This is a genomic window from Pseudomonas sp. 8BK, from assembly GCF_902506475.1.
Classification (GTDB): domain Bacteria; phylum Pseudomonadota; class Gammaproteobacteria; order Pseudomonadales; family Pseudomonadaceae; genus Aquipseudomonas; species Aquipseudomonas anguilliseptica.
The window spans coordinates 2,850,317-2,873,245 of record NZ_LR733252.1 but is presented as its reverse complement, the minus strand read 5'-3'; the positions used below and the strand labels follow the sequence as shown (position 1 = coordinate 2,873,245).

The window sequence follows — 22,929 nt, the reverse complement described above, 5'->3', positions numbered from 1 at the left end:
TTACAAGCGTAATGTGATTTTTTATATTATGGTTGAAATATTAAAAGGTTGGCGAACCACGCCTACCCGTGATCACAGGACCCACGCCCATGTATCCCTTGCCGTCGCGCAGCCTGCTGTTGATTCTGGTGGCACTGACTGCCCTTGGAGAGATTTCCACCCAGCTGATCATCCCCAGCCTGGGCGCTATCGAACTGATCATGAACGCGCGTCCTGGCAGCAGCCTGCTGGCCTTATCGGCTTTCGTTGCCGCCTTTGGCCTGGGCCAGTTGCTGCTCGGCCCGCTGTCGGATCGCATAGGCCGACGTCCGGTGCTGGTCGCCGGGCTGCTGGTCTATCTACTCGCCACCTTGTGGATGCTGCTGGCCAGCAGCATGGACGAATTTATTGCTGCCCGCGTGCTGCAGGGGTTTGGGGCCTGCGCGGCATTGGTTTTGGCGCGGGCCATCGTTCGCGATGTGTGGCAGGCGCAGGCTGGGCCGGCATTGGCGTTGACGGTGATCGGCATGCTCTGCGCCATTGTCCTGTCGCCGATGCTGGGCGGCGTGTTGGTGCTATATGGCGGCTGGCGTACGCCGATTGCCTTGGCACTGCTGATCGGCGTTGCCATTGTTGTTGCCGTGTTGGGCCTGTACCGCGAAAGCAATCGGCAGCTCGACCCGCAGGCCGGGCAGCTGAGCAGCTTGGCTGGCAACTATGCCGATCTGCTGCGCGCCGCCTCGTTCCGCGCGCTGGCCCTGACGCTGGCCTGCACCTATGGCGCGATGTTTGCGGTAATCGCCGGCTCGTCAGCTGTATACATCGGTCTGCTCGGGTTGAGCACGGCGCAATACGGCATCACCTTTGCGGCAATTGTTTCGGCGCTGATCGCCGGCGCTCTGTTTACCCAGCGACGAATTCTGCAGTTGGGCCCGGAGAAGATCGTCGGCATAGGCGCGGCGCTGGTAGCGAGCGGTGCCCTGGCCACCTTGGCGATCTATCTGCTGTTTGGTTTGTCGCTGCTTGGCCTGTCGATACCCCAGGTTTTGGTTACCTTGGGTGGTGGCATGTTGCTGCCGGCATCGGTGGCTGGTGCGGTGATTCCCAATGCCCACCGCGCTGGGCTGGCCGCAGGCTTTATGGGCTTTGCGCAAATGGCCGGCGCCACCTGCAGCGGCGTTCTGCTCAGCCTGCTGGCGGATGGCTCGGCGTGGCCTATGGTGTTGCTGAACAGTTTATTTGCCGTCGCGGCGTTCTGCGCCTTCCACCTGCTGCGCCCACGGCCGGCAGCGAGCGCGGCTTTGGTTCGCTAAACCTCTGCAGCCTAGGAGTAACTCAATGAGCAACTATGACGTGCTGATCATCGGCGGCGGCCCCGGCGGCTACAACGCCGCCATCCGCGCCGGGCAACTGGGCCTCAAGGCCGCCTGCATCGAGGGCCGCGAGACTCTGGGCGGCACCTGCCTGAATGTCGGCTGCATGCCATCGAAGGCACTGCTGCATGCCTCGGAGTTGTACGAGGCGGCGACCAGTGGTGAGCTCAACAACCTCGGTATCGAGGTCAAGCCGACGCTTAATCTGATGCAGATGATGAAGCAGAAGGATGAGAGCGTAACGGCCCTGACCAAGGGCATCGAGTTTCTGTTTCGCAAGAACAAGGTCGAGTGGATCAAGGGCTGGGGCCGTTTGAACGGGCCGGGCAAGGTCACGGTGACCCTTGTCGATGGCAGTGTGCGTGAGCTGCAGGCCAAGGATATCGTGATCGCCACCGGCTCGGAGCCGACGCCGTTGCCTGGGGTGACGATTGATAACCAGCGCATTCTCGACTCCACCGGCGCGTTGGCCTTGCCCAAGGTGCCCAAGCACCTGGTGGTGATCGGCGCCGGGGTGATCGGCCTGGAGCTGGGTTCAGTATGGCGGCGTTTGGGCAGCGAAGTGACGGTGGTGGAATACCTCGACCGCATTTGCCCGGGCCTGGACAACGAAACTGCGAAAACCCTGCAGCGCACCCTGAGCAAGCAGGGCATGAATTTCAAACTGGCCACCAAGGTCAACGCCGCCAAGGCCACGGCCAAAGGCGTGACCCTTGAGCTGCAGCCTGCTGCTGGCGGCGCTGTCGAGCCATTACAGGCTGACTATGTACTGGTCGCGATTGGCCGCAGGCCTTATACAGCCGGCCTGGGGCTGGAGACCGTGGGCCTGGCCACCGACAAGCGCGGCATGTTGGAAAACCAGCAGCACCGCAGCAGCGTGCCGGGCATCTGGATTATCGGCGACGTCACCTCCGGGCCGATGCTTGCGCACAAGGCTGAAGATGAAGCCATCGCCTGTATCGAACGGATTGCCGGGCATGCCGCCGAGGTCAATTACGAGGCGATTCCCGGCGTCATCTACACCAAGCCGGAAGTCGCCACCGTGGGCAAGACCGAGGAGCAGCTGAAAGCCGAAGGGCGCGCCTACAAGGTCGGCAAATTTCCCTTTACCGCTAACAGCCGGGCGAAGATCAATCACGAGGCCGAAGGCTTCGTCAAAGTGCTGGCCGATGAGCGCACCGACCAGATTCTCGGCGTGCATATCATCGGCCCCAGCGCCGGCGAGCTGATCGGCGAATACTGCGTGGCGCTGGAATTCAGCGCATCGGCTGAAGATATCGCGCTGATCTGCCACCCGCATCCGACGCGTTCCGAGGCTTTACGTCAGGCGTCGATGAGTGTGCATGGTTGGGCGATGCAGGCTTAAGCCCCGAAGCGCTGCAGCTGCATCTCCTGCAAGCGGCTTAGGGTGCGGCGAAAAGCGAAGCTCAGGTAGCCCTCGGTATAGAGCTCGGCGAGCGGTACCTGGGCTTCCAGATACAGCGGCACCTTGCGGTCGTAGCACTCATCGACCAGGGCGATAAAGCGCCGCACGCTGTCATCCTTGAGCGACAGGGCGGGTAGCTGGCGATCGCCCGCCTGCACCCGCTCGACGCCATCTTCGGTGCCACGGGCGATCTTCGCCGCGCGTTGCGGGCTGCTCAGGTTGGGCACCTCGCTTAGCAGGATGGCCTGGAAGCGGTCGCACAGGGCGATAAAGTCCGGCGCGGCCAAGGGCTGCTCGCACAGATCAGCAAAGCGGCACCAGAGTACGCCGTCGCAGTGGCGCAAGGCCTGCACGCTACGGTGACCAAGCGTGAGCGGTTGATCGCTGCTGGGCCTACCTGCGGCCAGCTGGCTAAAGGTTCGGCTCAGCACACTTGGCAGCCCAGGCGTGGCAACCCAGTAACGGGTGTGCGCGGCGCCTGGGTGCAGGCGATGGTCTTGCTCGCCATTGAGGCTCACCACCTGCATATGCAGCTGCAAGGCGGCCACCGCTGGCAGAAAGCGCTCACGGTTAAAGCCTTCGGCATACAGCAGCTCAGGTGGCTGATTGGAGGTGGCCACCAGCACCACATCCTGTTCAAACATCACCTGGAACAGGCGGCCGAGAATAATCGCATCGCCGATATCGCTGACAAACAGCTCATCGAAGCACAGCACGCGCACTTCGCGACTCAGCTCCACAGCCAGGGACTGCAGCGGGTCAGGTGTGCCGGTGAGCTGAAACAGGCGCCTATGTACCCAGCGCATAAAGTGATGAAAGTGCTGACGCCGTGCCGGGACCTTCAGTCCTTTGTGAAAGCTGTCCATCAGCCAGGTTTTGCCACGGCCCACCGGCCCCCACAGATACACACCGTTGATCGAGCTCAAGGGTTCGTCTTGGTGCAACGCCTGATGGCAGTCGTGCAATGTCTGCGCGGCCTGCCACTGCGCAGGGTCGGACTTGAAACCGTCGCGGTTGATGGCCTGTTGATAGGCGGCGAGGGGTGAATTGCTGGGCATGAAATCAGGCGCATGGCTGTGAGGTGACGCGTTATAGCCTGTAGGCAGGCTTACGCGCCACAACCGGCCTCAATCAGCGCCAGCTCAGAATTGGCCAGCCGGCCTGCTGGGCGTGCGCAAGTAGGGTTGGGTCGGGGTTGACCACATAGGGTTTGTCGACCACCTGCAGCAGCGGCAGGTCGTTGCGTGAGTCGGAGTAGAAGTAGGCACCGTCGAGAACTTCGCCATGCTCTTGCAGCCAGGCACGCAGGCGCGTGACCTTGCCTTCGCGGTAGGTCATCACGCCCTGGGTACGGCCGCTGTAGTGGCCGTGCTGAACTTCCAGGTCGATGGCCAGCACTTCTTCAATCTTCAAGCGTGCAGCAACGGCGCTGACCAGAAAGTGCGCCGAGGCGGAAATCACCAGCACCCGGTCACCGGCGGCGCGGTGGTTGGCCAGGCAGCGGGTGGCGTCGCTGTAGAAAATCGGCTCGATCACGTCTTCGACAAAAGGTTCGACCACATGGGCGACTTCTTCCGGCGTGCGGCCCACCAGCGGCGACAGGGTGAAGGCCATATAGTCTTCCATGGCCAGGCAGCCGGCCGCGTATTGGCGCATCAGCTCCTGCTCATGGGCGATAAAGCTGTCGGCGTCGGCCCAGCCGAGCTTGACCATTTCCTGGGTCCACAGGCTGGCGCAGTCCCCGCCGATCAGGGTTTCGTCCAGGTCGAAAATTGCCAGGGCCATCAGGCCACCTCACAGATTGCGTTGTCTTCAATGTTCAGGTTGATGCGCTGCCCGCTGGCATGCAGGTCGGCCGGGGAGCGGTTGAGCACGTCCACCAGCAGTTCGACGCCGCGCGCCTCGACGCGGTAACGGATCACGTTGCCGAGCAGGCGATGGCTGTGGATCTGTCCTTCGATGCTGCCCTGGGCGCCAATCTGGATGGCTTCCGGACGGATCGCCACGCGGCTGTTGACCGGACGCAGCAGCAGGCGGCTGGCGGCATCGGCGTCGAGCAGGTTGTAGTTGCCGATAAATCCGGCGGCAAAAACATCGGCCGGGGCGGTGTAGAGGGTTTCTGCGTCGCCGCTCTGGACGATCTTGCCGGCGTTCATCAAGAAGATACGGTCGCTCATGACCAGCGCTTCTTCCTGATCATGGGTGACGAAGATGGTGGTCAGCCCCAGCTCCTGCTGGATGCTGCGGATCTGCTCGCGCAGGTGTTTGCGAATCCGTGCATCCAACGCCGACAACGGCTCGTCGAGCAGCAGCAGGCGCGGGCGGGTGACCAGTGAGCGGGCCAGGGCCACGCGTTGGCACTGGCCGCCAGACAGTTGCTGCGGGTAGCGGTCGGCAAAGTCATTCAGCTCAACCAGCTCCAACACTTCCTTGACCCGCTGTTCGGCTTCGCTGCCTTTGACCTTCTGCATGCGCAGGCCAAAGGCGACGTTCTGTTGCACGGTCATATTGGGGAACAGTGCGTAGCTCTGAAACACCATGCCGATGCCGCGTTTTTGCGGGGCGACGGGCACCAGGTCCTCGCCGTCGAGCAGAATCTGCCCGCCATTCACTCCAGTTAAACCGGCGATGCAACGCAGCAGGGTGGATTTGCCGCAGCCGGACGGGCCGAGCAGGGTGATGAATTCGCCCTTGGCGATCTCGCAGTTGATATCGCTGAAGATCGCGGTATCGCCGTAGCGTTTGTGCAGGCCTTGAATACTCAGATAACTCATGACTTGTCCTTATTCAGGCGGTTGGCCGCCCAGGTCATCAGCAGCACGAACATAAAGTAGGAAATCACCAACGCGCTGGTGAAGTGACCGCTGTCGTTGCGCATGTTGTAGAGGTACACCTGCAGGGTTTCATAACGGCTGCCTACCAGCAGGTTGGCGAAGACGAATTCACCGAACAGGAAGCTGAAGGAGAGAAACACCGAGACCATCAGGCCCTTGCGCAGGTTGGGCAGCACCACCATAAAGGCCGCGCGCCAGGTGCTGGCGCCGAGCAGGTGGGCAGCGTCCATCAGATCGCGCAGGTTGATCGCCTGCAGGTTGTTACTGATCGCCCGGTACATAAAGGGCAGGGCGATAGTGAAGAAGCAGCCAATCAGAATCCACGGCGTACCGAGGATCGGCAACGGGCCGCCAGCGAATAGCTGCATCAGACCGACCGAGGACACCACCGGCGGAATGGCGAATGGCAGCAGGATCAGCACGTTCATCAGCGCATCGAGCTTGGGGAAGTGATAACTGACCACAAACAGCAGCGGCAGAATCAGCACCAGCGACAGCGCAAGCGCCGCCAGGCAGACCAGCAACGAGCGGCCAAACGCGGCGAGAAAGCGTGCATCGCTCCACAGCGCCAGGTACCACTTGAAGGTCAGTCCGCTGGGCAGCACGCTGGCCGACCAGCTGGTGGAGAACGAGTAGAGCAGGGTGCCGAGCAGCGGCAGCAAAAGGATCAGCAGCAGGCTGTAGACCACCAGCTGGTGGAACAGCGGCGAGCGTTTTTCAGCGTGGGACATGGTAGCTCCGGCGCAGCAGCCATTGGTGGACGATGGTAATCAGGGTCATCAGGCCAACCAGAATCATCGCCAGGGCACTGGCCATATTCGGGTCGAGGAAGATGTCGCCGGAAACCATGGCGGCAATCCGAATCGGCAGGATGTTGAAGTTGCCAGTGGTTAGCGCATACACCGTGGCGTAGGCGCCGAGGGCGTTGGCCAGCAGAATTACGAAGGTGCCGAGCAGCGCGGGGGTCAGCACCGGCAAGCCGATATGCCGCCAGAACTGCCAGTTGCTCGCGCCGAGTAGTTCGGCCGATTCGCGCCAGTCTTCACGCAGGGCGTCGAAGGCCGGGTAGAGCAGCAGTACACCCAGGGGAATCTGGAAGTAGGTGTAGAGCACGATCAGGCCGGTTTTCGAGTAGAGGTTGAAATCCTCGATGATTCCCGCCTGCTTGAGCAGGATGGTCAGTGCGCCGTTGAACCCCAGCAGGATAATAAAGGCGAAGGCCAGCGGCACCCCGGAGAAGTTGCTGGTCATGTTGGAAAACGCCATAACGAAGTCGCGCAATTTGCTGTCGACCTGGCGCAGCGAGTAGCTGCCGAGAATGGCGATGCTGATGCCGATCAAACTCGACCAGAACGCCACTTCCAGGCTGTGACGCATGGCCTGACGGTAGAACGGCGAGGCGAAGGCCTGCTGGAAGTTGCCCAGGCCCCAGCCATCGCTAGTGTGCAGGCTGTTGCTGGCCACCCAGAGCAGCGGGGCGATCTGAAAGGCGATAAAGAACAGGGCAAAGGGCAGCAGGCACAGCAGCGCCAGCCATTTGCCGCGCAGGGCAGACATCATGCGAGGAGCTCCCGGCAGACAGGTTTGTCGTGGGCCACGCCGAGTAGCTCGCAGACCGTACCGCACAACTCCAGCTGTTTCGGCTGGGCGTTGGGGTTGAGGCTGAAGGCGCTGCCAAGTACCAGCAGCGGCACTTCGCGTTCTTCCGGCAGCAGGCCGTTGTGGCTGCGGTCGTTGTTCATGCCGTGGTCGGCGGTCACCAGAACCTGGTAGCCGGCGTCGAGCCAGGGCTGGATATACTCGGCCAGTAGCACATCGGCCATACGCGCACTGTTGCGGTACTGCGCGCTGTCGAGGCCGTGCTTGTGGCCGGCGTCGTCGATATTCATCGGGTGCACCAGCAGCAGGTTGGGCGCGTGGCGCAGGCGCAGGCTTTCCGCGTCGGCGAACAGGTGCGAATCCGGGTAATGGTCGGCGTAGTAGAAGTGGCCGTACTGAATCGGCAGGTTGGCGTCTGCCGTGTGACGGTCGCGCGCCGCCTGGAATGGCGAGCGGTTATACAGCTCGCTGACCCAGTGATAGGCCGCCGCAGCGGTAATCAGTCCGGCGTCGCGGGCGTAGTGGAACATGCTGCGCTGGGTCGACAGGCGCGACACATCGTTATTGACGATGCCGCTGTCGATGGGCGCAACACCAGTCAGAATCGCTTCATACAGCGGGCGTGACAGGGCCGGGAGTTCACAGTCGAGCTTATACAGCGCGGCGCGTCCAGCCTGGCAGTAAGCCTGCAGATGCCCCAGCGCATGCTGAGCCACCTGATAGCTCAAGCCATCCAGAACCACGAGGATGACGTTGTGCGACATGATTGAAAGCCTTAGCAACCGAATCGGCCCCGGAGTGTATCCGGGGCCAGATTGCATTAGTTCATATTGATGATGACGTGTTCCTGCCACAGACGCGGCAGTGCTTTGGACGTGGCTTCCCAGGCAGCAGCATCCTTGATCGGCTGAACCTTGGCGTATTGCTCCTGCGGCAGCAGCTTGGCTTGTACTTCGGCTGGCAGGGTCAGGTGCTCGGCGCGGATCGGCCGGGCGTTGCCTTTGGCCAGGTTGATCTGGCCGGCGTCGCTGAGGATGTACTCACGCGCCAGTTTGGCCGCGTTGGGATTTTTTGCCCACTTGTTGATGATGGTGCTATATCCGGAAATAACCGAACCATCGGAAGGAATCAGCACTTCGAAGCGGCTTGGGTCGATCTGGTCGCGGTAGCTCAGGCCGTTGAAGTCCCATACCACGCCCACTTCCACTTCACCTTTTTCCAGGGTCTGGATGGTTGGGTTGGCCAGCGACAGACGACCCTGTTTGGCCAGCTCGCCGTAGAAATCCAGCGCCGGTTGCACGTTGCTTTCATTACCGCCCATGGCGATGGCAGCAGCCAGTACGCCGTTTACCGCTTGTGCAGCAGTGCTGACATCGCCGGCAGAGACTTTGTAGGTGCCCTTTTTCAGGTCAGCCCAAGAGCGCGGGATGTCCTTGACCAGTTGCTTGTTGACGATAAAGGCAATGGAGCCGGTGTAGGCGAGCATCCAGTGGCCGTCGGTGTCCTTGGCCCAGGTTGGAATCTGTTCCCAGGTGCTCGGCTTGTAGGGCTGGGTAACACCTTGCTGCACGGCGATGGGGCCGAAGGCCGCACCGACGTCACCGATATCGGCGGTGGCGTTATCTTTTTCAGCGGCAAATTTGGCAATTTCCTGGGCCGAGCTCATGTCGGTATCCATATGCTTCAAACCATAAAGCTTGTTCAGGTCAACCCAGGTGTCCTTCCAGTTGGCCCAGCTATCTGGCATGCCCACACTGTTCACCGCGCCTTCAGCGCGCGCGGCCTTTTCCAGTGCTTGCAAATCCGTTTCAGCAGCCATGGCCGAGGTGGCCAGGGCGATGGCTGAGCCCATCAGTGAAGCCAGCAGCAGTTGTTTCATTGGAAACTCCTTTGCGATTGAAGTGCGTGCAGTGAAAAGTTCTGGTCTAGATCAGCAAGACCCAGGCCAATTTAGGCGTGTTAAATGACAGTTTTATGTACGTCGGTCATTTACCGGCTCAAGCCGGGTTGCACAAACTGGCGCACCACTAGCGTAGACCATCAACAAATTCAGTCATGTATGGCCTTCAGGCCAAGTTTTATAAGCTTTTACTGGCACTGAAAGAAAGTTGTCATGGCATGGTCATCAAGACTGCTTAAACTTGAAACATGGTTTTTACTGCTGCACTCACAGGTTGATGCCCCGAAATGGGGCTGGACTAGTCCAGTTTTGGAGGTCTTGATGCGCGATGAAGCGCCGCGGGCAGTCACTGCAATATGCCGGGCATTGGAAGAGCAGATCGAACACGGCCTGTTGCCGTCGGGAAGTCAGTTGCCGGCCGAACGCAAGCTCAGCGAGGTATTCGATACCACGCGCATTACCCTGCGTGAGGCGCTGGGCCAGCTTGAGGCCCAGGGGCTGATCTACCGCGAGGAACGGCGTGGCTGGTTTGTTTCGCCACCGCGCGTGGCCTACAACCCGCTGGTGCGCAGCCACTTTCACGCCATGGTCGGCGAGCAGGGCCGGGTGCCGGCCACCGAAGTGCTGAGCGCGCGGCTGATTCCCGCCAGCGCCGAGATCTGCCAGCTACTGGCCTTGCCGGCGCTGTCCAGCGTCTACCAGATCCGTCGCGCGCGGCGCATCGACGGCCGCTTGGTGTTGTATGTCGAGCACTACCTCAATCCGAACTACTTCGCCGGCATTCTGGATTTTGACCTGACCCGTTCGCTGACCGAATTGTATGCCAGTGAATACGACATTCATTACGGCCGAGTGCGGTTCGATATGGTGCCCACGGCCTTGCACAGCGAAGCCGCGTCGGCCTTGAAGGTAGCGGTGGGCAGCCCGGCGCTGCGTATCGTGCGGATCAACCGCGACCAGCATGGCCGCTTGATTGATTGCGACCTGGAGTTCTGGCGCCACGACGCCCTGCATGTGAGCGTCGAAGTACCAGAGTGATTTAGCGACCTGGCGGCCACTCGTCATGGTTGGGTAAATCGTCGCTTGCCAGCCATGGCCTGTCATGGCTAGTCCAGATGTGTTGGGCAGGGCGTTCTCCGGGGTCCTGATCCAGTGTTGCCACGCGGATGATCACATGGGGCTGGGCAGGTCGTTCAGCCACCAGCTGAGAGCCGCAGACCGAACAGAAGTGGCGCAGCTTGCCCGGCGAGGACTCATAGCTGGAGAGCTTGTCTTCGCCACGCAGCCAGCGAAAGTCCTCACGCAGCACGCCAGCCGTAGTGGCGAATGCGGCGGCATGTGCTTTCTGGCATGTCAGACAGTGACAGTGACCAATGGGCTTATCCAGGCGCGCGACGCTGTAGGCCAGCGCACCGCACAAACAGCTACCCGTCAGCATCACGGCAACTCAGCGCTGGCGTAAAACGCCGTCAGCACTTTCACCAGATGCGCCAGGTCATGGCTGCCGGCCAGTTCGCGGATCGAGTGCATGGCGAAGGTCGGCAGGCCGATATCCACGGTGCGTACGCCCAGCTGGCTGGCAGTGATCGGGCCGATGGTCGAGCCGCAGCCCATGTCGCTGCGGGTGACGAAGCTCTGCACCGGCACTTCATTTTCCAGGCACAGATGGCGGAAGAACCCGGCGGTTTCGCTGTTGGTGGCGTAGCGCTGGTTGCTGTTGATCTTGATCACCGGGCCGGCGTTGAGCTTGGGGCCGTGGTTGGCGTCATGCTTGTCGGCGTAGTTGGGGTGTACGCCGTGGGCGTTGTCCGCCGAGACCAGCAGCGAGCGCTGGATGGTGCGGACGAAGGCGTCACCGTCCGGTAGCACGCGACGCAATACCTGTTCGAGCATCGGGCCGTCGGCGCCGCACGCCGAGCAGGAGCCGACTTCTTCATGGTCGGTACAGACCAAGACGCAGCTTTCTTCATCCGGCGCGGCCAGCAGTGCCTGCAGGCCGGCGTAGCAGGACAGCAGATTGTCCAGCCGTGCGCCAGCGATAAAATCGTTGTTCAGGCCTATAACCGCGGCACTTTGGGTGTCGTAGAAGCTCAGCTCGTAATCGAGCACCGCATCGGCGCTGAAATCGTGTTCGCGGGCCAGTTGATCGGTGATCAGTGCGCGAAAGTCGGCCGGCTCATCGCCGGATATCTGCGCGAGGATTGGCGGCAGCTCAATCTGCTGGTTGATCGCCCAACCCTGGTTGGCTTCACGGTTGAGGTGGATGGCCAAGTTGGGAATGATCGCAATCGGGCTTTGAAAATCGATCAGCTGGCTTTCCACCTTACCGTCGCGGCGGTAGGTGACTCGACCGGCCAGCGATAGATCGCGGTCGAACCAGGGCGCCAGCAAGGCACCGCCGTAGACCTCAACGCCAAGTTGGAAAAAGCCTTGTTGCTGCAACTCCGGCTGCGGTTTGACCCGCAGGCACGGGCTGTCGGTGTGTGCGCCGACCAGGCGGATACCGCCTTCCAGTGGCGCGCGCTTGCCCAGCTTGAAGGCGATGATCGAGGAATCGTTGCGCGTGACGTAATAACGACCGCCGGCCTCGGTGTGCCAGCTGGCGCGCTCGTCCAGGTGCTGAAAGCCGGCCGCTTCAAGGCGCAATGCCAGGCTGGCGGTGGCATGAAAAGGGGTTGGCGAGGCCTTGAGGAACTCGATCAGGCCTTGATTCAAATCTTCGCGCATAGGGCACTCCAGACGGCAATCGGCCGAGTTTAGCGGATTTGCCTGGCGCTTTGGGCTGCCGCGCTCGACAGATCAGCGTGCAATGCTGATCAGGCTCAGCAGATAACCGTCGAACTCGGCGAACTGGCCTTCCAGCTCACTGCCGGCGGGCCAGTTCGTATGCAGGTCAATCAGTAACCGCATACGTGCCTTATTGTCGGCGTCGACGCTGAGCAGTTCGGCATCCTGAAAATAGAAGTGCTGCAATACCTGTGGGTAGAGCGCCTTGAACAGGCTTTCCTTGAGCGAGAAGGTCAGGCTGATGCGTTGCGCGCGCTGTTCGCTCGGCAAGGCTTCCAGGCGGAACAGCTCGGCTGAGGTAAGAATTTCCCCAGCCAGGCGTTCGGCGCGGCTGGCCGGCATGATCTGCTCGATATCCAGCCCGAGACCGCGCCAATCCGTGCTTTTGCCCACCACGGCGCCGGCCCAGCCGCTGCCGTGGGTGATGGAGCCGACCATACCGACTGGCCACTGCGGCGCGCGATCTTCACCAGAAGCTGGAACTGCCGCTGTACCGGTCACACGCAGCAAGGCTTCACGCGCACACAGGCGGCCGGCCAGGTATTCGGCCTGGCGTTTAGCCACGCCGCGCACCGGCTCGATGGTGCAGCGGCTGAAGTCCGCCATATCCAGCAGCTCTGGAGTAAAGAGGGTGCTGATCAACTGCACCGCCGGCAGCTTGTGCGGCAATGGCCAGTGGTCATTCAGCGGGCTGCAGCAGGACGGCAAGTAGGCTGTATTCATCGGCCTATTCTGCCGCGCGGCGTTTGGTACGGCCAGCCGGCGCGGGCGTTTACATTTCTTTGCAAAGCCGCAACAAAGCTAAACGGAGTTGCCGAGACTTTTTTGCCACACTGCGGCATGCGTTTCTTCGGGGACGCAGGTGAGGTTGTAGCTGGCATAGGCGTAAGGCTTGTTCCGGCATTTCTCTGAGAATGAGTACGGGAGCCCGTTTGGGCTCCCGTTTTTTTATGGCTTCCATTCATGGCAGGCACGCCTTCGATCATGCCGAGATCACTGGGTAGGCGGTGAGGGATGCCGAGCTGTGGTCGCTATGCCACCCGCGCCGAATGCGTCTTTTCTCGCCTGCCAGTCAGGCTACTTCCAGTACCCTGGTAGAACAAAAAACTGCAGCAGCCGCTGACGAGCGGCTTTTGTCGCCAAGTGGCTGCTCTTGCGCAGCACAACGGCTATGCACCCCGCGCAAAACCAGCGTTGCTGGCTGCGTGCTAATCTGCCAGGACGGCCGATTTAGAGCCTTTTTGTGAGCTTGCCGATGCCTGCTGCCAATTCCTCAGCGCACCTGATGCGCGGTACTCCCGCCTACCGGCGCGCGACCCTGGCGCTGTTCTGCGCCGGGTTTGCCACCTTTGCCTTGCTCTACTGCGTGCAGCCGCTGTTGCCGCTGCTGGCCGCGCACTTTTCCGTATCGGCGGCGGGCAGTAGCCTGGCGTTATCGCTGACCACCCTGAGTCTGGCCGTCTGCCTGCTGGTATCCGGTGCGCTGGCTGAGAGTTGGGGGCGCAAGCCGGTGATGGTGGCCGCCCTGGGTCTTGCGTCGCTGCTGGGGATTGCCTGCGCGCTGGTGGATAGCTGGGATCATCTGCTCTGGCTGCGTACCTTGCTCGGCCTGGCCCTGAGCGGATTGCCGGCGCTGGCCATGGCCTATGTTGGCGAGGAGTTCGATCCCGAAGCGTTGCCTGCGGCGATGGGCCTGTATATAGGCGGCACCGCTTTAGGTGGTTTGCTTGGCCGGCTGCTGGCAGGCTTGCTCAGTGATCTCGGTGGCTGGCCGCTAGCCCTGGCCGGGATTGCCGGCATGGGCTTGCTGGCGCTGGGGCTGTTTATCTGGCTGCTGCCGCCGTCGCGGCATTTCACCGCGCAGTCGTTGTCGCTACGCGGCCTGCTGCGTAACTTTGCGCTGCACCTGGGCAACGCTGAATTACGCCGTCTGTTTCTGTTGGCGTTTCTGTTGATGGGCGGCTTCGTCGCCTTATTCAACTACGTCGGCTTTCGTCTGGTCGCGGCGCCGTTCAATCTATCTTCCAGCCTGATCGGCCTGCTGTTTACGGTGTATCTGCTGGGTATCGTCAGCGCCGGTTGGGCGGGGCGGCTGGTGCCACGCCTGGGCGCGCGCCAGGTGATGCAGGGCGGTATCGCCATCATGCTGCTTGGTGTGGCGCTGTGTGCCACGCCTTGGCTGAGCGCGGCGGTGGCGGGTCTGGCCTTGTTTACCCTGGGCTTCTTTGCCGCCCATGCGGTGGCCAGCGGCCAGGTGGGGCAGCGCGCGCATGGCGCCAAGGCGCAGGCGTCGGCGTTGTACTTGTGCGCCTACTACCTGGGCTCCAGCGTGATCGGCTACGCCGCCGGGTATATCTGGGAGCATGCGGGCTGGCTGCCGATGCTCGCCGTGCTGGCGGCGTTGTTTGTCGCTGCTGGGATCAGTGCGCGCAAGTTGTAAGAGGGTTGTTCAGCATTTGTTTAGCAAGGGTTCAGTGGGCGTTCAGCTTGGGGTAGGCAACATGGACCTCGAGTTAAGCAACACCGACTAATCACTGAGGACACACCATGAACCGCACTCTTAGCAAACTGGCCCTGGCAACTTCCCTGACCTTCGCGGCGGCTGCGGCCAATGCCGGCGACAACTTTGTTGGCCTGACTTGGGGCCAGACTGACAACAACATTCAGAAATCCAGCGCGCTCAACAGCAACCTGAACAATCCCAAGCTCGACAAGGTGATCAACGACACGGGCACCTGGGGCGTGCGAGCTGGTCAGGTCAGCGAGACAAACCGTTACTACATGACCTACGAAAATGTCTCGGATACCGACAGCGGCAACAAGCTGCGTCAGCAGAACCTGCTGGGCAGCTACGATGTGTTCCTGCCGATTGGTGACTACAACACCAAGCTGTTCGGTGGTGCTACCGCTGGCTTGGTCAAGCTGGAGCAGGAGAGCAAAGGCTTTAAGCGTGACAGCGATATCGGTTATGCCCTCGGGCTGCAGGCTGGCATTCTTCAGGACATCAACCAGAATGCCTCGATTGAAGCCGGCTACCGCTACCTGCGCACCAATGCCAGCACGGAAATGGCGCCACACGGTGCAGGCAAGGTCGGCTCATTGGACCTGCACAGCAGCGGCCAGCTGTACCTGGGTGCCAACTACAAGTTCTAATCTGCTAAGCCAAAAGGGCCGGGCAGCATGCCCGGCCCTTTTATTGGAGGAATGTGCAGGATGAAACTGTTGGTCGTGGAAGATGAAGCGCTGCTGCGTCACCACCTCTATAGCCGGCTTGGTGAGCAGGGCCATGTGGTCGATGCCGTGGCCAATGCCGAAGAAGCGCTGTACCGCGCTGCCGAATACAACCATGACCTGGCGGTGATCGATCTCGGACTGCCAGGTATGAGCGGGCTGGACCTGATTCGTCAGCTGCGCAGTCAGGACAAGAGCTTCCCTATTCTGATCCTCACCGCTCGTGGCAACTGGCAGGACAAGGTCGAAGGTCTGGCCGCCGGTGCTGATGATTACGTGGTCAAACCCTTCCAATTCGAGGAGCTGGAAGCGCGTTTGAACGCCTTGCTACGCCGCGCTTCTGGTTTTACCCAGGCGAGCATTGCCGCCGGTCCGCTCGTGCTCGACCTCAACCGCAAACAGGCGCTGCTTGAAGGCGAAGCCCTGCAACTGACGGCCTACGAGTACCGCATTCTCGAATACCTGATGCGCCACCAGCAGCAGGTGGTGGCCAAGGAGCGGCTGATTGAGCAGCTCTACCCGGATGACGAAGAGCGCGACCCCAATGTGATCGAAGTGCTGGTCGGCCGTCTGCGCCGCAAGCTCGAAGGCCAGCTGGATTTCAAACCGATTGAAACCGTGCGCGGTCAAGGCTACCTGTTTAGCGAGCGCTGCCGATGAGTGAGGCCGAGCTGCGTAAACCGGTCGCGGGCCGTCGCGGCGAATCCTTGCGCTTGCGTCTGATGCTCGGCACAGCGGTATTGGCTGTGCTGTTTATGCTGGCACTGCTGCCGGCTTTGCGCGGCGCTTTTGTCATCGCCCTGGAGCAGTCCATCGAAAAGCGCCTGGCTTCGGACGCCGCCGGGCTGGTTACTGCCGCGCGTAACGAGCAAGGCCGATTGAGCATGCCGGACAAACTGCCAGCAGAGGAATTCGACACGCTGGAAGCCAAGCTGCTGGGCTTTATCTATGACCGCCAGGGCAAACTGGTCTGGCAGTCACGTTCCTCCCTGGACGAAAGCGTCAGCTACCGCCCACGCTACGATGGCAGTGGCCACGAGTTTGTGCGCATCACCGATGCTCATGGCCGCGAGTTCTTCGTTTATGACGTGGAAATCGACCTGCTGCGCGGGCAGAGCTCGGCCTTCAGCGTGGTGACCATGCAGCCGGCCAGCGATTACCAGGCTATGTACGACGGTTTTATGGGCCAGCTCTACCTCTGGCTAGGCGGCGCGCTGCTGGTGTTGCTCGGGCTGCTGTGGTTCGGCTTGACCTGGGGCTTTCGCAGCCTGCGCGGGCTGAGCGCCGAGCTGGATCAGGTGGAGGCGGGTACCCGCGCTGGCCTGAGTGAGGAGCACCCACGCGAGTTGTTGCGCCTGACCGGCTCGCTCAACCGCCTGCTGGAAAGTGAACGCCAGCAACGCGAACGCTACCGACATTCCCTGGACGACCTGGCGCACAGTCTGAAAACCCCCTTGGCCGTGCTGCAAAGCGTGGCCGAGGTGATCGACAAGCAGCCGCAGAACCATGAGCAGTCACAGGTGCTGCAACAGCAGATCGAGCGCATGAGCCAGCAGATCGGCTATCAGCTACAACGCGCCAGTCTGCGAAAAAGCGGCTTGATCCGCCATAGCACACACCTGGCGCCTTTACTCGATACGCTCTGCGGTGCGCTGGACAAGGTCTACCGCGACAAGCAGGTACAGGTACTGCGCGATTTCGCCAGCGAGCAGCACCTGCCAATGGAGCGCGGCGCGCTGCTGGAGCTGCTCGGCAACCTGCTGGAAAACGCCTACCGCCTATGTCTTGGCCAGGTGCGTGTGAGCGTGCGTCAGCAGGGCAGTGTGCTCGAACTCTGCGTCGAAGACGACGGCCCCGGGGTGCCGGCTGATCAGCGTGAGCGCATCCTGCGCCGTGGCGAGCGGCTGGATGCTCAGCATCCGGGGCAGGGCATTGGTACGGCGGTGGTCAAGGACATCATCGAAAGCTACGGCGGTGAGTTGCTGCTGGAGGATTCGCAGTTGGGTGGGGCGAGTTTTTGTGTGCGCCTGAGCGTCTGAAACATGCCGCCGGCCATTTGGCAGGGGCTTTAGCCGGTGGCTAGTTTTTGCTGTTTTCTAATGCACATCTAACTTCGCGGGTGGGCCCATCGAGCCGCAAAAAATTCCCGTTGAGCGAAGACATTTATGGGCTGACCAATTTGCTTGAAATCGGTCAGCCCAACTTGCTTATTGAGCAGGTGGAGTACGTTTAAACGGGTAGGCGAGTTGCTTAAGCATGCCTTTTGGCAGCTCTTTGCCGAATACGCCATAACGCGTTGGCCATTCCTTCGGCGGTAGCTTAAATGTGCCGAAAAGCATGTCAACTAATGGGGTATGGATCGCGTAGTTCTTATAGATGTAATCAATGTGTCGGGCATGATGCCAGTGGTGGTAACGAGGTAGTACAAGGATGTAGTTCAGCCAGCCGCCATCAATCTTGACGTTCGCGTGCGCTAATACAGCTTGCACACCAATCAAGATCACATAGGCATTCATCGCTTCTGTAGAGAAACCAAGCAGCATCAACGGTACCAGCACGCCCGTGCGGGTCAGCAATACTTCTGCAAAGTGAACTCGTGAGCCGGCAAGCCAATCCATGGCTGTACTGGAATGATGCACCGCGTGGAATTTCCACATCCATGGAATGACGTGGTACAGGCGATGCAGCCAATACTGGCCAAGATCAGCCACAAATACGGCCATTACAAACTGAACGACTATAGGCAGGCTGCGAACGGTCTCTTGAAGCGTGTCGGACACAGCCCAACTGGCGAGGAAACTGGATGAGGCTGTGACGAAGATCAGGATGAATTGCACAGCCATGTGACTGACGAAGAAGTAGCACAGATCTGTTCGCCAATGTGGGCGCAAGATTTGTAACTCAGGGTCTTTGGCGTAAAGCTTTTCCAGGGGAATAAAGACTATCGCCGAGACCAGCAATGCCAAGATGAACCAATCTAGGCCAAGCGAATACGGCGAGTGGCCAATGGTGTCGAACTGGATATTACTGCCGCCCAGGAGCAAGGCCGCTCCCGAGGTCAGCATGCCGGTGATGCCAAGGCGTTTACGCTTGTTAACCAAGATGTTGAGGGTGCCCAAGCCAAAGGAGCAGGCTAAACCGATCAGCAGCGCGGAGCGCGCAAATTGCTCGCTGTAGACTTTACGGAACTCTGCAAAAGTCAGCCATTCTGGAAATAGAAAGCACAACACGGCCAATAAACTGAGGATCCCGGTTGTCGCTGAGATATAGCCACTAATGCGGCCTTCTCCGATCCGAAACGCATCAGACCCATGGCGGTCGAAGTACGCTTTTACTGTTTGAATGAGCATGCACTGTTCTCCTTGTGCGCATTTTGACTATCAGATGCCCGGTATATCTGATTCATCACAGTTAAAACTCAAGAGCGCTAAAAGCTTTGCAGTTTTTAGCTCTACGATTGGAGCGTTCTAAGGTGGCCAGATAGTGCCCAGTCACTTCGGTATCAGCAATTTTCAAAAATGGTCGCAGGTCACACTGTGAGAAAAATGCGCTGATTAAATTATGCGGAAAATGCCTTGAGGGCTCTGTATGCAAACATTCAGCATGACAGGTGTTTGATCTGCATCCTCCAATGCCGAAGCGCACTAAAATATTTCACCCTTCCTGCGCCCGATAAGCCCCCGGTGTTAACCCGGTCCATTTTTTAAACGCCCGATGAAACGCCGACGGTTCCGAGAACCCCAGCTGCTCGGCAATATCCTGAATCGCCAACTCATCGCGCCCCAGATGGTAAATCGCCAAATCCCGGCGCAGGTGGTCTTTGAGTTCTTGAAAACTCGACCCTTCCTCGCGCAAATGCCGGCGCAGGGTTTGCGGGCTCATATGCAGTTGCTGGGCGACGGCATCCAGGTCCGGCCAGTTGCTGCAGTCGCGGCCGAGCAGGCGGCGGATTTGGCTGATCAGGCTGTCGCCGCCATCCGGGCGGGCGAGCAGATCGGCGGGGGAGTGCTGGAGAAATTGCTTGAGGGTGCGTTCATCCTGCAGCAGTGGCATGGCCAGGTAACGCGCATGGAATAGCAGGCTGGTGCGGCCGGCCGTGAAGCGGCGGGTGCATGGGAATAGCAGTTCGTATTCGCTTGCATGGGCGGGTTGGCTGTAGGTGAAGGTGGCTTCTTCCAGGCGGATGCGTTGGCCGATCAGCCAACTGCCGAGGCGGTGCCAGATCACCAGCAGGCTTTCCACCAGAAAGTGATCGGGGTCCCACAGGGTTGAGTCGTCCACGCTAAGGCGGGCCCAGTCACCTTCACGCTGGATGCTGATGGTTGGGGCTTCAGGGAACAGACTGTAGAACAGCGCGCCACGGCCCAGGGCTTTTTCCAGGGAATGGCAGTGGATGATCGCGTAACACATCATGGCGAAGGTGCCACGTTTGCTGCGCAGGCGGCCGAAGCCCAGGTATTCGTCGTCGAGGCTTTCCCACAGCAGTTGCACCAGGCGGGCGAACTGTTCCGGGGCGACCCGCGCGCGGGGCTCGTCGAGCAATGCCGGTTGGATGCCCAATTGGCGCAGCAGTTGTGTGCAGTCGTGGCCCTGGCGTTCGGCGCCGCGCAAGGCGGCGCGGACAAAGTGGCTGGCGATGGTGCGTTCGCGCATGACGGCTCCTTGAAAGTACGCCGATGGTAGGCAGCACACTGCGCCGCCGACAAGCCGGTCGAGCGATTGGGTCAATCCAGGCTGAGCGCATGGGTCATTGAGGCGCTAGGGGGCTGGGGCCTAACCTGCTGCACGACTTCAGCTCAGGGAGCACACCCGCATGCAGCGCCTTATTTTCGACACTGAACACAACTTGTTTCGCGACGCTTTTGCCGCCTTTCTGAAAAAGGAAGTGGTGCCACATCAGGATGAATGGGAAGCGGCCGGTGTGGTCAGTCGCGAGGTGTGGAAGAAGGCCGGCGACATGGGCTTTCTGCTGCCGTGGGCGGATGAGGAGTACGGCGGTGCCGGGCTCAAGGACTTCCGTTACGAGCAGATCATGTGCGAGGAGCTGGCGAAGATTAATGAGCCGGGCTTTATGCTGCCGCTGCACTCGGCGCTGTGCGGCCCCTATATCGCCGAATACGGCAATGCCGAGCAGAAGGCGCGTTTTATGCCGGGCATCATCAGCGGTGAGCTGATTCTTGCGGTGGCGATGACCGAGCCGAGCGCCGGTTCGGACCTGGCGGGTATGCGTACCAACGCGGTGGATCAGGGCGATCACTATGTGCTCAACGGCTCCAAGGTGTTTATCTCCAACGGCCTGCTGGCCGATGTGGTGATCGTGGCGGCCAAGACCGACCCGAACAATAAGCACGCCATGGGCCTGTTCCTGGTGGAGCGCGGTATGCCAGGCTTCGAGCGCGGCAAGAATCTGGACAAGCTCGGCATGAAGAGCCAGGACACCGCTGAGCTGTTCTTCAATAACGTCAAGGTGCCCAAGGCCAACCTGTTGGGCGACGCCAAGGGCGGCTTCTTCTATCTGATGAATATGCTCGCCCAGGAACGCCTGACCAATGCCTGCGGCGCGGTGGCCGGAGCCGAGGCGGCGCTACAGACCACCATCGATTATGTGAAAGAGCGCAAGGCCTTCGACCGGCCGATTTCGCACTTCCAGAACACCCGTTTCAAGCTGGCGGAAATGCGCACGCAGATCGACGTGGCGCAGGTGTTTGTCGACCGCTGCGTAACCGACCACAACCAGAAAAAACTCACCCCGGAAGTGGCCGCCGAGGCCAAGCTGTTCACCACCGAGCTGCTGTGCAAGGTGGTCGATGAAGGTGTGCAGCTGCACGGCGGCTGGGGCTATATGTGGGAGTATCCGATCTGCAAGATGTACGCGAACGCACGCATCCAGCGCATCTTCGCCGGCACCTCGGAGATTATGAAAGAGATCATCAGTCGTGGGATGAAGCTGTAGCGCGGGTGCAGCCAGACGGGCGATCCCTGCGGTTTACTGGGGTTGTCGGTCTTCAGGCTCCACGATGTTTTTTACCGAGGGACGCTGTTCAAGCGCTAACGTTCATGTCGGCAAAACAATAAGAACGAGGGATTGCGATGACCGATCAACTGCCCCTGGAGCGCCTGGCGCTCTGGGTTGAGAAGCGCCCCGATGCGGTCTGGCTCAGCCAGCCGGTAAACGGCCAATGGCATGACCTCACCTGGGCGCAGGTGGATGACCAGGCGCGGCGCATGGCCACGGCCTTGCACGCGCTGGGCTGCGTACCGGGGGATCGGGTGGCGCTGTTGGCGAAGAATTGTGCCGAGTGGATCATCGCCGACCTGGCAATCATGCTCGCTGGGTTGATCAGCGTGCCGTTGTATCCGCTGCAGTCGGCGGAAAGCATCGACTATGTGCTGCGTCATTCGCAGTGCAAGGCAATCTTCCTCGGCAAGCTGGATGAGCCGGCCAAGCTGGCGCCAGGCATTCCGGCGGACGTTGTGCGCATTGCCATGCCGTACCCGACCATCGAGGCCAACCACGGCTGGCATGCCTTGCTGGCAGCCCATCAGCCCTTACGCGATGGTCATTCGCAGTCACCGGATGAGTTGCTGAGCATCCTCTATACCTCCGGCACCACCGGCCAGCCCAAGGGCGTGATGCTTTCGGCCAAGGCTTTTGCCATTGCCGGTGGGTGTTCGGTGAAAGAACTGCAGATCACCGAGCAGGATCAGTATTTCTCCTACCTGCCGCTGTCGCATGCCGCCGAGCGCTTTCTGGTGGAGATGACGGCGCTGTACAGCGGTGGGCGAATCGCCTTTGTCGAGTCGCTGGAAACCTTTGCCAGTGACCTGCGCCATGTGCGGCCGACCGTGTTTTTCTCCGTGCCACGGCTGTGGACGCGCTTTCAGCAGGGCGTGCTGGAAAAACTACCGCAGCCCAAGCTGGCGCGGCTGCTGGGTATTCCGCTGATCGGCGGCTTGGTGGCACGCAAGATTCGCAAGGGCCTGGGGTTGGACCGCGCGCGCATTCTGGTCAGCGGCGCGGCGGCGATTCCGCGTGCCTTGCTCGACTGGTATCAGAGTATCGGTATCACCATCTGCGAGGGCTACGGCATGACCGAGCACCTGGCGTATGGCTGTTTCAACCGGCCGGGGCAGGTGCGTTTCGGCACCGTTGGCCGACCCATGCCGGGTAATGAACTGCGCATCGCCGAGAATGGCGAAATCCTTCTGCGTTGCCCGAGTCTGATGCTGGGCTATTACCAGGACCCGGAGAAAACCGCCGAAACCATCACCGATGGTTGGTTGCATACCGGCGACAAGGGCGAGGTCGACGCGGCCGGTTACCTGAAAATCACCGGGCGGGTGAAGGACATCTTCAAGACCAGCAAGGGCAAGTACATCGCCCCGGCGCCGATTGAAGGCGAGATCGCCAAGAATCTCTGGGTTGAGCAGGTGTGTCTGATGGGCAGTAATCTGGATCAGCCACTGGCGCTGATCGAGCTGTCGCCGGCGGCCCGCGAACAATCGCGTGAGCAAGTCACCGCGGATTTGCAGCAAACCTTGCAACAGCTCAATGCGCAGCTACAAGCGCATGAGCGGGTGAGCCACTTTGTGCTCGTGCGTGAGGCCTGGACGGTGGACAACGGCTGCATGACCCCGACCATGAAGATTCGCCGCAACATATTGGAAGCGCGTTTTGCCGATCAACTGGCGGCGCTGGATGCCAAGCAGCCGCTGCATTGGCAGTAACTGCACACGGTTGGCGTGCGCTATAGCTGAAGGTTGTGCGCCATCGACGTTAACAATTACCCCAAGGAGCTG

At 60.6% G+C, this 22,929-nt stretch carries 21 protein-coding genes; 9 read left to right on the top strand and 12 right to left on the bottom strand.

Translation table 11 applies throughout. The features are described 5' to 3' along the window. Positions 1-89: 89 nt before the first annotated feature. A complete protein-coding gene (locus ACIN8IBEIGE_RS13290) occupies positions 90-1,292 on the top strand; it encodes an MFS transporter (RefSeq protein WP_160015046.1) in 1,203 nt (400 codons plus the stop codon). 25 nt (positions 1,293-1,317) lie between these two features. Next, positions 1,318-2,718 (top strand): dihydrolipoyl dehydrogenase, encoded by a 1,401-nt coding sequence (gene lpdA, locus ACIN8IBEIGE_RS13285; RefSeq protein WP_160015045.1) that lies wholly within the window; start codon positions 1,318-1,320, stop codon positions 2,716-2,718. Here lpdA and zapE read toward each other — a convergent pair. The 7 genes from zapE to ACIN8IBEIGE_RS13250 all read right to left on the bottom strand — a co-directional run bounded on the left by zapE (position 2,715) and on the right by ACIN8IBEIGE_RS13250 (position 9,090). Further along, positions 2,715-3,836 (bottom strand): cell division protein ZapE, encoded by a 1,122-nt coding sequence (zapE, locus tag ACIN8IBEIGE_RS13280; RefSeq protein ID WP_160015044.1) that lies wholly within the window; start codon positions 3,834-3,836, stop codon positions 2,715-2,717. The two genes, lpdA and zapE, sit on opposite strands and share 4 nt — an antisense overlap. 73 nt (positions 3,837-3,909) lie before the next feature. After that, on the bottom strand, positions 3,910-4,563 hold the full coding sequence (locus ACIN8IBEIGE_RS13275) for an HAD family phosphatase (RefSeq protein ID WP_160015043.1): 654 nt from the start codon (positions 4,561-4,563) through the stop codon (positions 3,910-3,912). Next, the gene (locus ACIN8IBEIGE_RS13270) at positions 4,563-5,552 is read right to left on the bottom strand and encodes an ABC transporter ATP-binding protein (protein ID WP_160015042.1); all 990 of its coding nucleotides are present in this window, start codon (positions 5,550-5,552) and stop codon (positions 4,563-4,565) included. Before ACIN8IBEIGE_RS13270 ends, ACIN8IBEIGE_RS13275 begins: the two co-directional genes overlap by 1 nt. Beyond that, complete coding sequence (locus tag ACIN8IBEIGE_RS13265) at positions 5,549-6,343, bottom strand: ABC transporter permease (RefSeq protein WP_160015041.1); 795 nt, start codon at positions 6,341-6,343, stop codon at positions 5,549-5,551. The genes ACIN8IBEIGE_RS13270 and ACIN8IBEIGE_RS13265 overlap by 4 nt, the downstream gene beginning before the upstream one ends. After that, positions 6,330-7,169, bottom strand: a complete 840-nt coding sequence (locus ACIN8IBEIGE_RS13260; protein WP_160016382.1) for an ABC transporter permease subunit — start codon at positions 7,167-7,169, stop codon at positions 6,330-6,332. Before ACIN8IBEIGE_RS13260 ends, ACIN8IBEIGE_RS13265 begins: the two co-directional genes overlap by 14 nt. Further along, a complete protein-coding gene (locus ACIN8IBEIGE_RS13255; protein WP_160015040.1) occupies positions 7,169-7,975 on the bottom strand; it encodes an alkaline phosphatase family protein in 807 nt (268 codons plus the stop codon). Before ACIN8IBEIGE_RS13255 ends, ACIN8IBEIGE_RS13260 begins: the two co-directional genes overlap by 1 nt. Positions 7,976-8,031: 56 nt before the next feature. Continuing rightward, positions 8,032-9,090, bottom strand: a complete 1,059-nt coding sequence (locus tag ACIN8IBEIGE_RS13250) for an ABC transporter substrate-binding protein (protein ID WP_160015039.1) — start codon at positions 9,088-9,090, stop codon at positions 8,032-8,034. Between the two features lie 342 nt (positions 9,091-9,432). Between ACIN8IBEIGE_RS13250 and ACIN8IBEIGE_RS13245 the strand changes: the two genes are divergently transcribed. Beyond that, positions 9,433-10,149 carry a UTRA domain-containing protein gene (locus ACIN8IBEIGE_RS13245; RefSeq protein ID WP_160015038.1) on the top strand — a complete coding sequence of 239 codons (717 nt, stop codon included), beginning with the start codon at positions 9,433-9,435 and terminating at the stop codon, positions 10,147-10,149. A 1-nt stretch (position 10,150) separates the two neighbouring features. On the opposite strand, the gene ACIN8IBEIGE_RS13240 is transcribed toward ACIN8IBEIGE_RS13245, so the two are convergent. The 3 genes from ACIN8IBEIGE_RS13240 to ACIN8IBEIGE_RS13230 form a co-directional block, all read right to left on the bottom strand. Next, a complete protein-coding gene (locus ACIN8IBEIGE_RS13240) occupies positions 10,151-10,549 on the bottom strand; it encodes a GFA family protein (protein WP_160015037.1) in 399 nt (132 codons plus the stop codon). Further along, entirely contained in the window at positions 10,549-11,838 is a 1,290-nt protein-coding gene (locus tag ACIN8IBEIGE_RS13235) for a M18 family aminopeptidase (RefSeq protein WP_160015036.1), read from the bottom strand. The genes ACIN8IBEIGE_RS13240 and ACIN8IBEIGE_RS13235 overlap by 1 nt, the downstream gene beginning before the upstream one ends. A gap of 72 nt (positions 11,839-11,910) precedes the next feature. Further along, positions 11,911-12,621: a 4'-phosphopantetheinyl transferase gene (locus ACIN8IBEIGE_RS13230; RefSeq protein ID WP_160015035.1), complete on the bottom strand. Its 711-nt coding sequence runs from the start codon at positions 12,619-12,621 to the stop codon at positions 11,911-11,913. A gap of 532 nt (positions 12,622-13,153) precedes the next feature. Between ACIN8IBEIGE_RS13230 and ACIN8IBEIGE_RS13225 the strand changes: the two genes are divergently transcribed. The 4 genes from ACIN8IBEIGE_RS13225 (at position 13,154) to ACIN8IBEIGE_RS13210 (ending at position 17,168) form a co-directional block, all read left to right on the top strand. Then, the gene (locus ACIN8IBEIGE_RS13225) at positions 13,154-14,338 is read left to right on the top strand and encodes an MFS transporter (protein WP_160015034.1); all 1,185 of its coding nucleotides are present in this window, start codon (positions 13,154-13,156) and stop codon (positions 14,336-14,338) included. Between the two features lie 107 nt (positions 14,339-14,445). Next, on the top strand, positions 14,446-15,051 hold the full coding sequence (locus ACIN8IBEIGE_RS13220; RefSeq protein ID WP_090386989.1) for an outer membrane beta-barrel protein: 606 nt from the start codon (positions 14,446-14,448) through the stop codon (positions 15,049-15,051). A gap of 60 nt (positions 15,052-15,111) precedes the next feature. Next, complete coding sequence (locus tag ACIN8IBEIGE_RS13215; RefSeq protein WP_160015033.1) at positions 15,112-15,789, top strand: response regulator; 678 nt, start codon at positions 15,112-15,114, stop codon at positions 15,787-15,789. Next, positions 15,786-17,168, top strand: a complete 1,383-nt coding sequence (locus ACIN8IBEIGE_RS13210) for an ATP-binding protein (protein WP_160015032.1) — start codon at positions 15,786-15,788, stop codon at positions 17,166-17,168. The genes ACIN8IBEIGE_RS13215 and ACIN8IBEIGE_RS13210 overlap by 4 nt, the downstream gene beginning before the upstream one ends. Positions 17,169-17,336: 168 nt before the next feature. On the opposite strand, the gene ACIN8IBEIGE_RS13205 is transcribed toward ACIN8IBEIGE_RS13210, so the two are convergent. Together ACIN8IBEIGE_RS13205 and ACIN8IBEIGE_RS13200 are read right to left on the bottom strand one after the other, a co-directional pair. Beyond that, complete coding sequence (locus ACIN8IBEIGE_RS13205) at positions 17,337-18,479, bottom strand: sterol desaturase family protein (RefSeq protein ID WP_256665153.1); 1,143 nt, start codon at positions 18,477-18,479, stop codon at positions 17,337-17,339. A 304-nt stretch (positions 18,480-18,783) separates the two neighbouring features. Beyond that, entirely contained in the window at positions 18,784-19,782 is a 999-nt protein-coding gene (locus tag ACIN8IBEIGE_RS13200) for an AraC family transcriptional regulator (protein ID WP_160015031.1), read from the bottom strand. Between the two features lie 160 nt (positions 19,783-19,942). Here ACIN8IBEIGE_RS13200 and ACIN8IBEIGE_RS13195 point away from each other — a divergent pair, with 160 nt between their 5' ends. Next, complete coding sequence (locus tag ACIN8IBEIGE_RS13195) at positions 19,943-21,082, top strand: acyl-CoA dehydrogenase family protein (RefSeq protein ID WP_160015030.1); 1,140 nt, start codon at positions 19,943-19,945, stop codon at positions 21,080-21,082. Positions 21,083-21,219: 137 nt separating this feature from the next. Further along, the gene (locus ACIN8IBEIGE_RS13190) at positions 21,220-22,857 is read left to right on the top strand and encodes an AMP-binding protein (RefSeq protein ID WP_160015029.1); all 1,638 of its coding nucleotides are present in this window, start codon (positions 21,220-21,222) and stop codon (positions 22,855-22,857) included. Positions 22,858-22,929 lie beyond the last annotated feature (72 nt).

Bases quoted from the DNA above. Each gene is read 5' to 3' on its own strand.
- ACIN8IBEIGE_RS13245 (WP_160015038.1), top strand. From the start codon at position 9,433: ATGCGCGATGAAGCGCCGCGGGCAGTCACTGCAATATGCCGGGCATTG.
- ACIN8IBEIGE_RS13260 (WP_160016382.1), bottom strand. From the start codon at position 7,169: ATGTCTGCCCTGCGCGGCAAATGGCTGGCGCTGCTGTGCCTGCTGCCC.
- ACIN8IBEIGE_RS13215 (WP_160015033.1), top strand. From the start codon at position 15,112: ATGAAACTGTTGGTCGTGGAAGATGAAGCGCTGCTGCGTCACCACCTC.
- ACIN8IBEIGE_RS13230 (WP_160015035.1), bottom strand. From the start codon at position 12,621: ATGAATACAGCCTACTTGCCGTCCTGCTGCAGCCCGCTGAATGACCAC.
- ACIN8IBEIGE_RS13235 (WP_160015036.1), bottom strand. From the start codon at position 11,838: ATGCGCGAAGATTTGAATCAAGGCCTGATCGAGTTCCTCAAGGCCTCG.
- ACIN8IBEIGE_RS13255 (WP_160015040.1), bottom strand. From the start codon at position 7,975: ATGTCGCACAACGTCATCCTCGTGGTTCTGGATGGCTTGAGCTATCAG.
- ACIN8IBEIGE_RS13240 (WP_160015037.1), bottom strand. From the start codon at position 10,549: ATGCTGACGGGTAGCTGTTTGTGCGGTGCGCTGGCCTACAGCGTCGCG.
- ACIN8IBEIGE_RS13270 (WP_160015042.1), bottom strand. From the start codon at position 5,552: ATGAGTTATCTGAGTATTCAAGGCCTGCACAAACGCTACGGCGATACC.
- ACIN8IBEIGE_RS13290 (WP_160015046.1), top strand. From the start codon at position 90: ATGTATCCCTTGCCGTCGCGCAGCCTGCTGTTGATTCTGGTGGCACTG.
- zapE (WP_160015044.1), bottom strand. From the start codon at position 3,836: ATGCCCAGCAATTCACCCCTCGCCGCCTATCAACAGGCCATCAACCGC.
- ACIN8IBEIGE_RS13265 (WP_160015041.1), bottom strand. From the start codon at position 6,343: ATGTCCCACGCTGAAAAACGCTCGCCGCTGTTCCACCAGCTGGTGGTC.
- ACIN8IBEIGE_RS13200 (WP_160015031.1), bottom strand. From the start codon at position 19,782: ATGCGCGAACGCACCATCGCCAGCCACTTTGTCCGCGCCGCCTTGCGC.
- ACIN8IBEIGE_RS13250 (WP_160015039.1), bottom strand. From the start codon at position 9,090: ATGAAACAACTGCTGCTGGCTTCACTGATGGGCTCAGCCATCGCCCTG.
- ACIN8IBEIGE_RS13190 (WP_160015029.1), top strand. From the start codon at position 21,220: ATGACCGATCAACTGCCCCTGGAGCGCCTGGCGCTCTGGGTTGAGAAG.
- ACIN8IBEIGE_RS13195 (WP_160015030.1), top strand. From the start codon at position 19,943: ATGCAGCGCCTTATTTTCGACACTGAACACAACTTGTTTCGCGACGCT.
- ACIN8IBEIGE_RS13225 (WP_160015034.1), top strand. From the start codon at position 13,154: ATGCCTGCTGCCAATTCCTCAGCGCACCTGATGCGCGGTACTCCCGCC.
- ACIN8IBEIGE_RS13205 (WP_256665153.1), bottom strand. From the start codon at position 18,479: ATGCTCATTCAAACAGTAAAAGCGTACTTCGACCGCCATGGGTCTGAT.
- ACIN8IBEIGE_RS13210 (WP_160015032.1), top strand. From the start codon at position 15,786: ATGAGTGAGGCCGAGCTGCGTAAACCGGTCGCGGGCCGTCGCGGCGAA.
- ACIN8IBEIGE_RS13220 (WP_090386989.1), top strand. From the start codon at position 14,446: ATGAACCGCACTCTTAGCAAACTGGCCCTGGCAACTTCCCTGACCTTC.
- lpdA (WP_160015045.1), top strand. From the start codon at position 1,318: ATGAGCAACTATGACGTGCTGATCATCGGCGGCGGCCCCGGCGGCTAC.
- ACIN8IBEIGE_RS13275 (WP_160015043.1), bottom strand. From the start codon at position 4,563: ATGGCCCTGGCAATTTTCGACCTGGACGAAACCCTGATCGGCGGGGAC.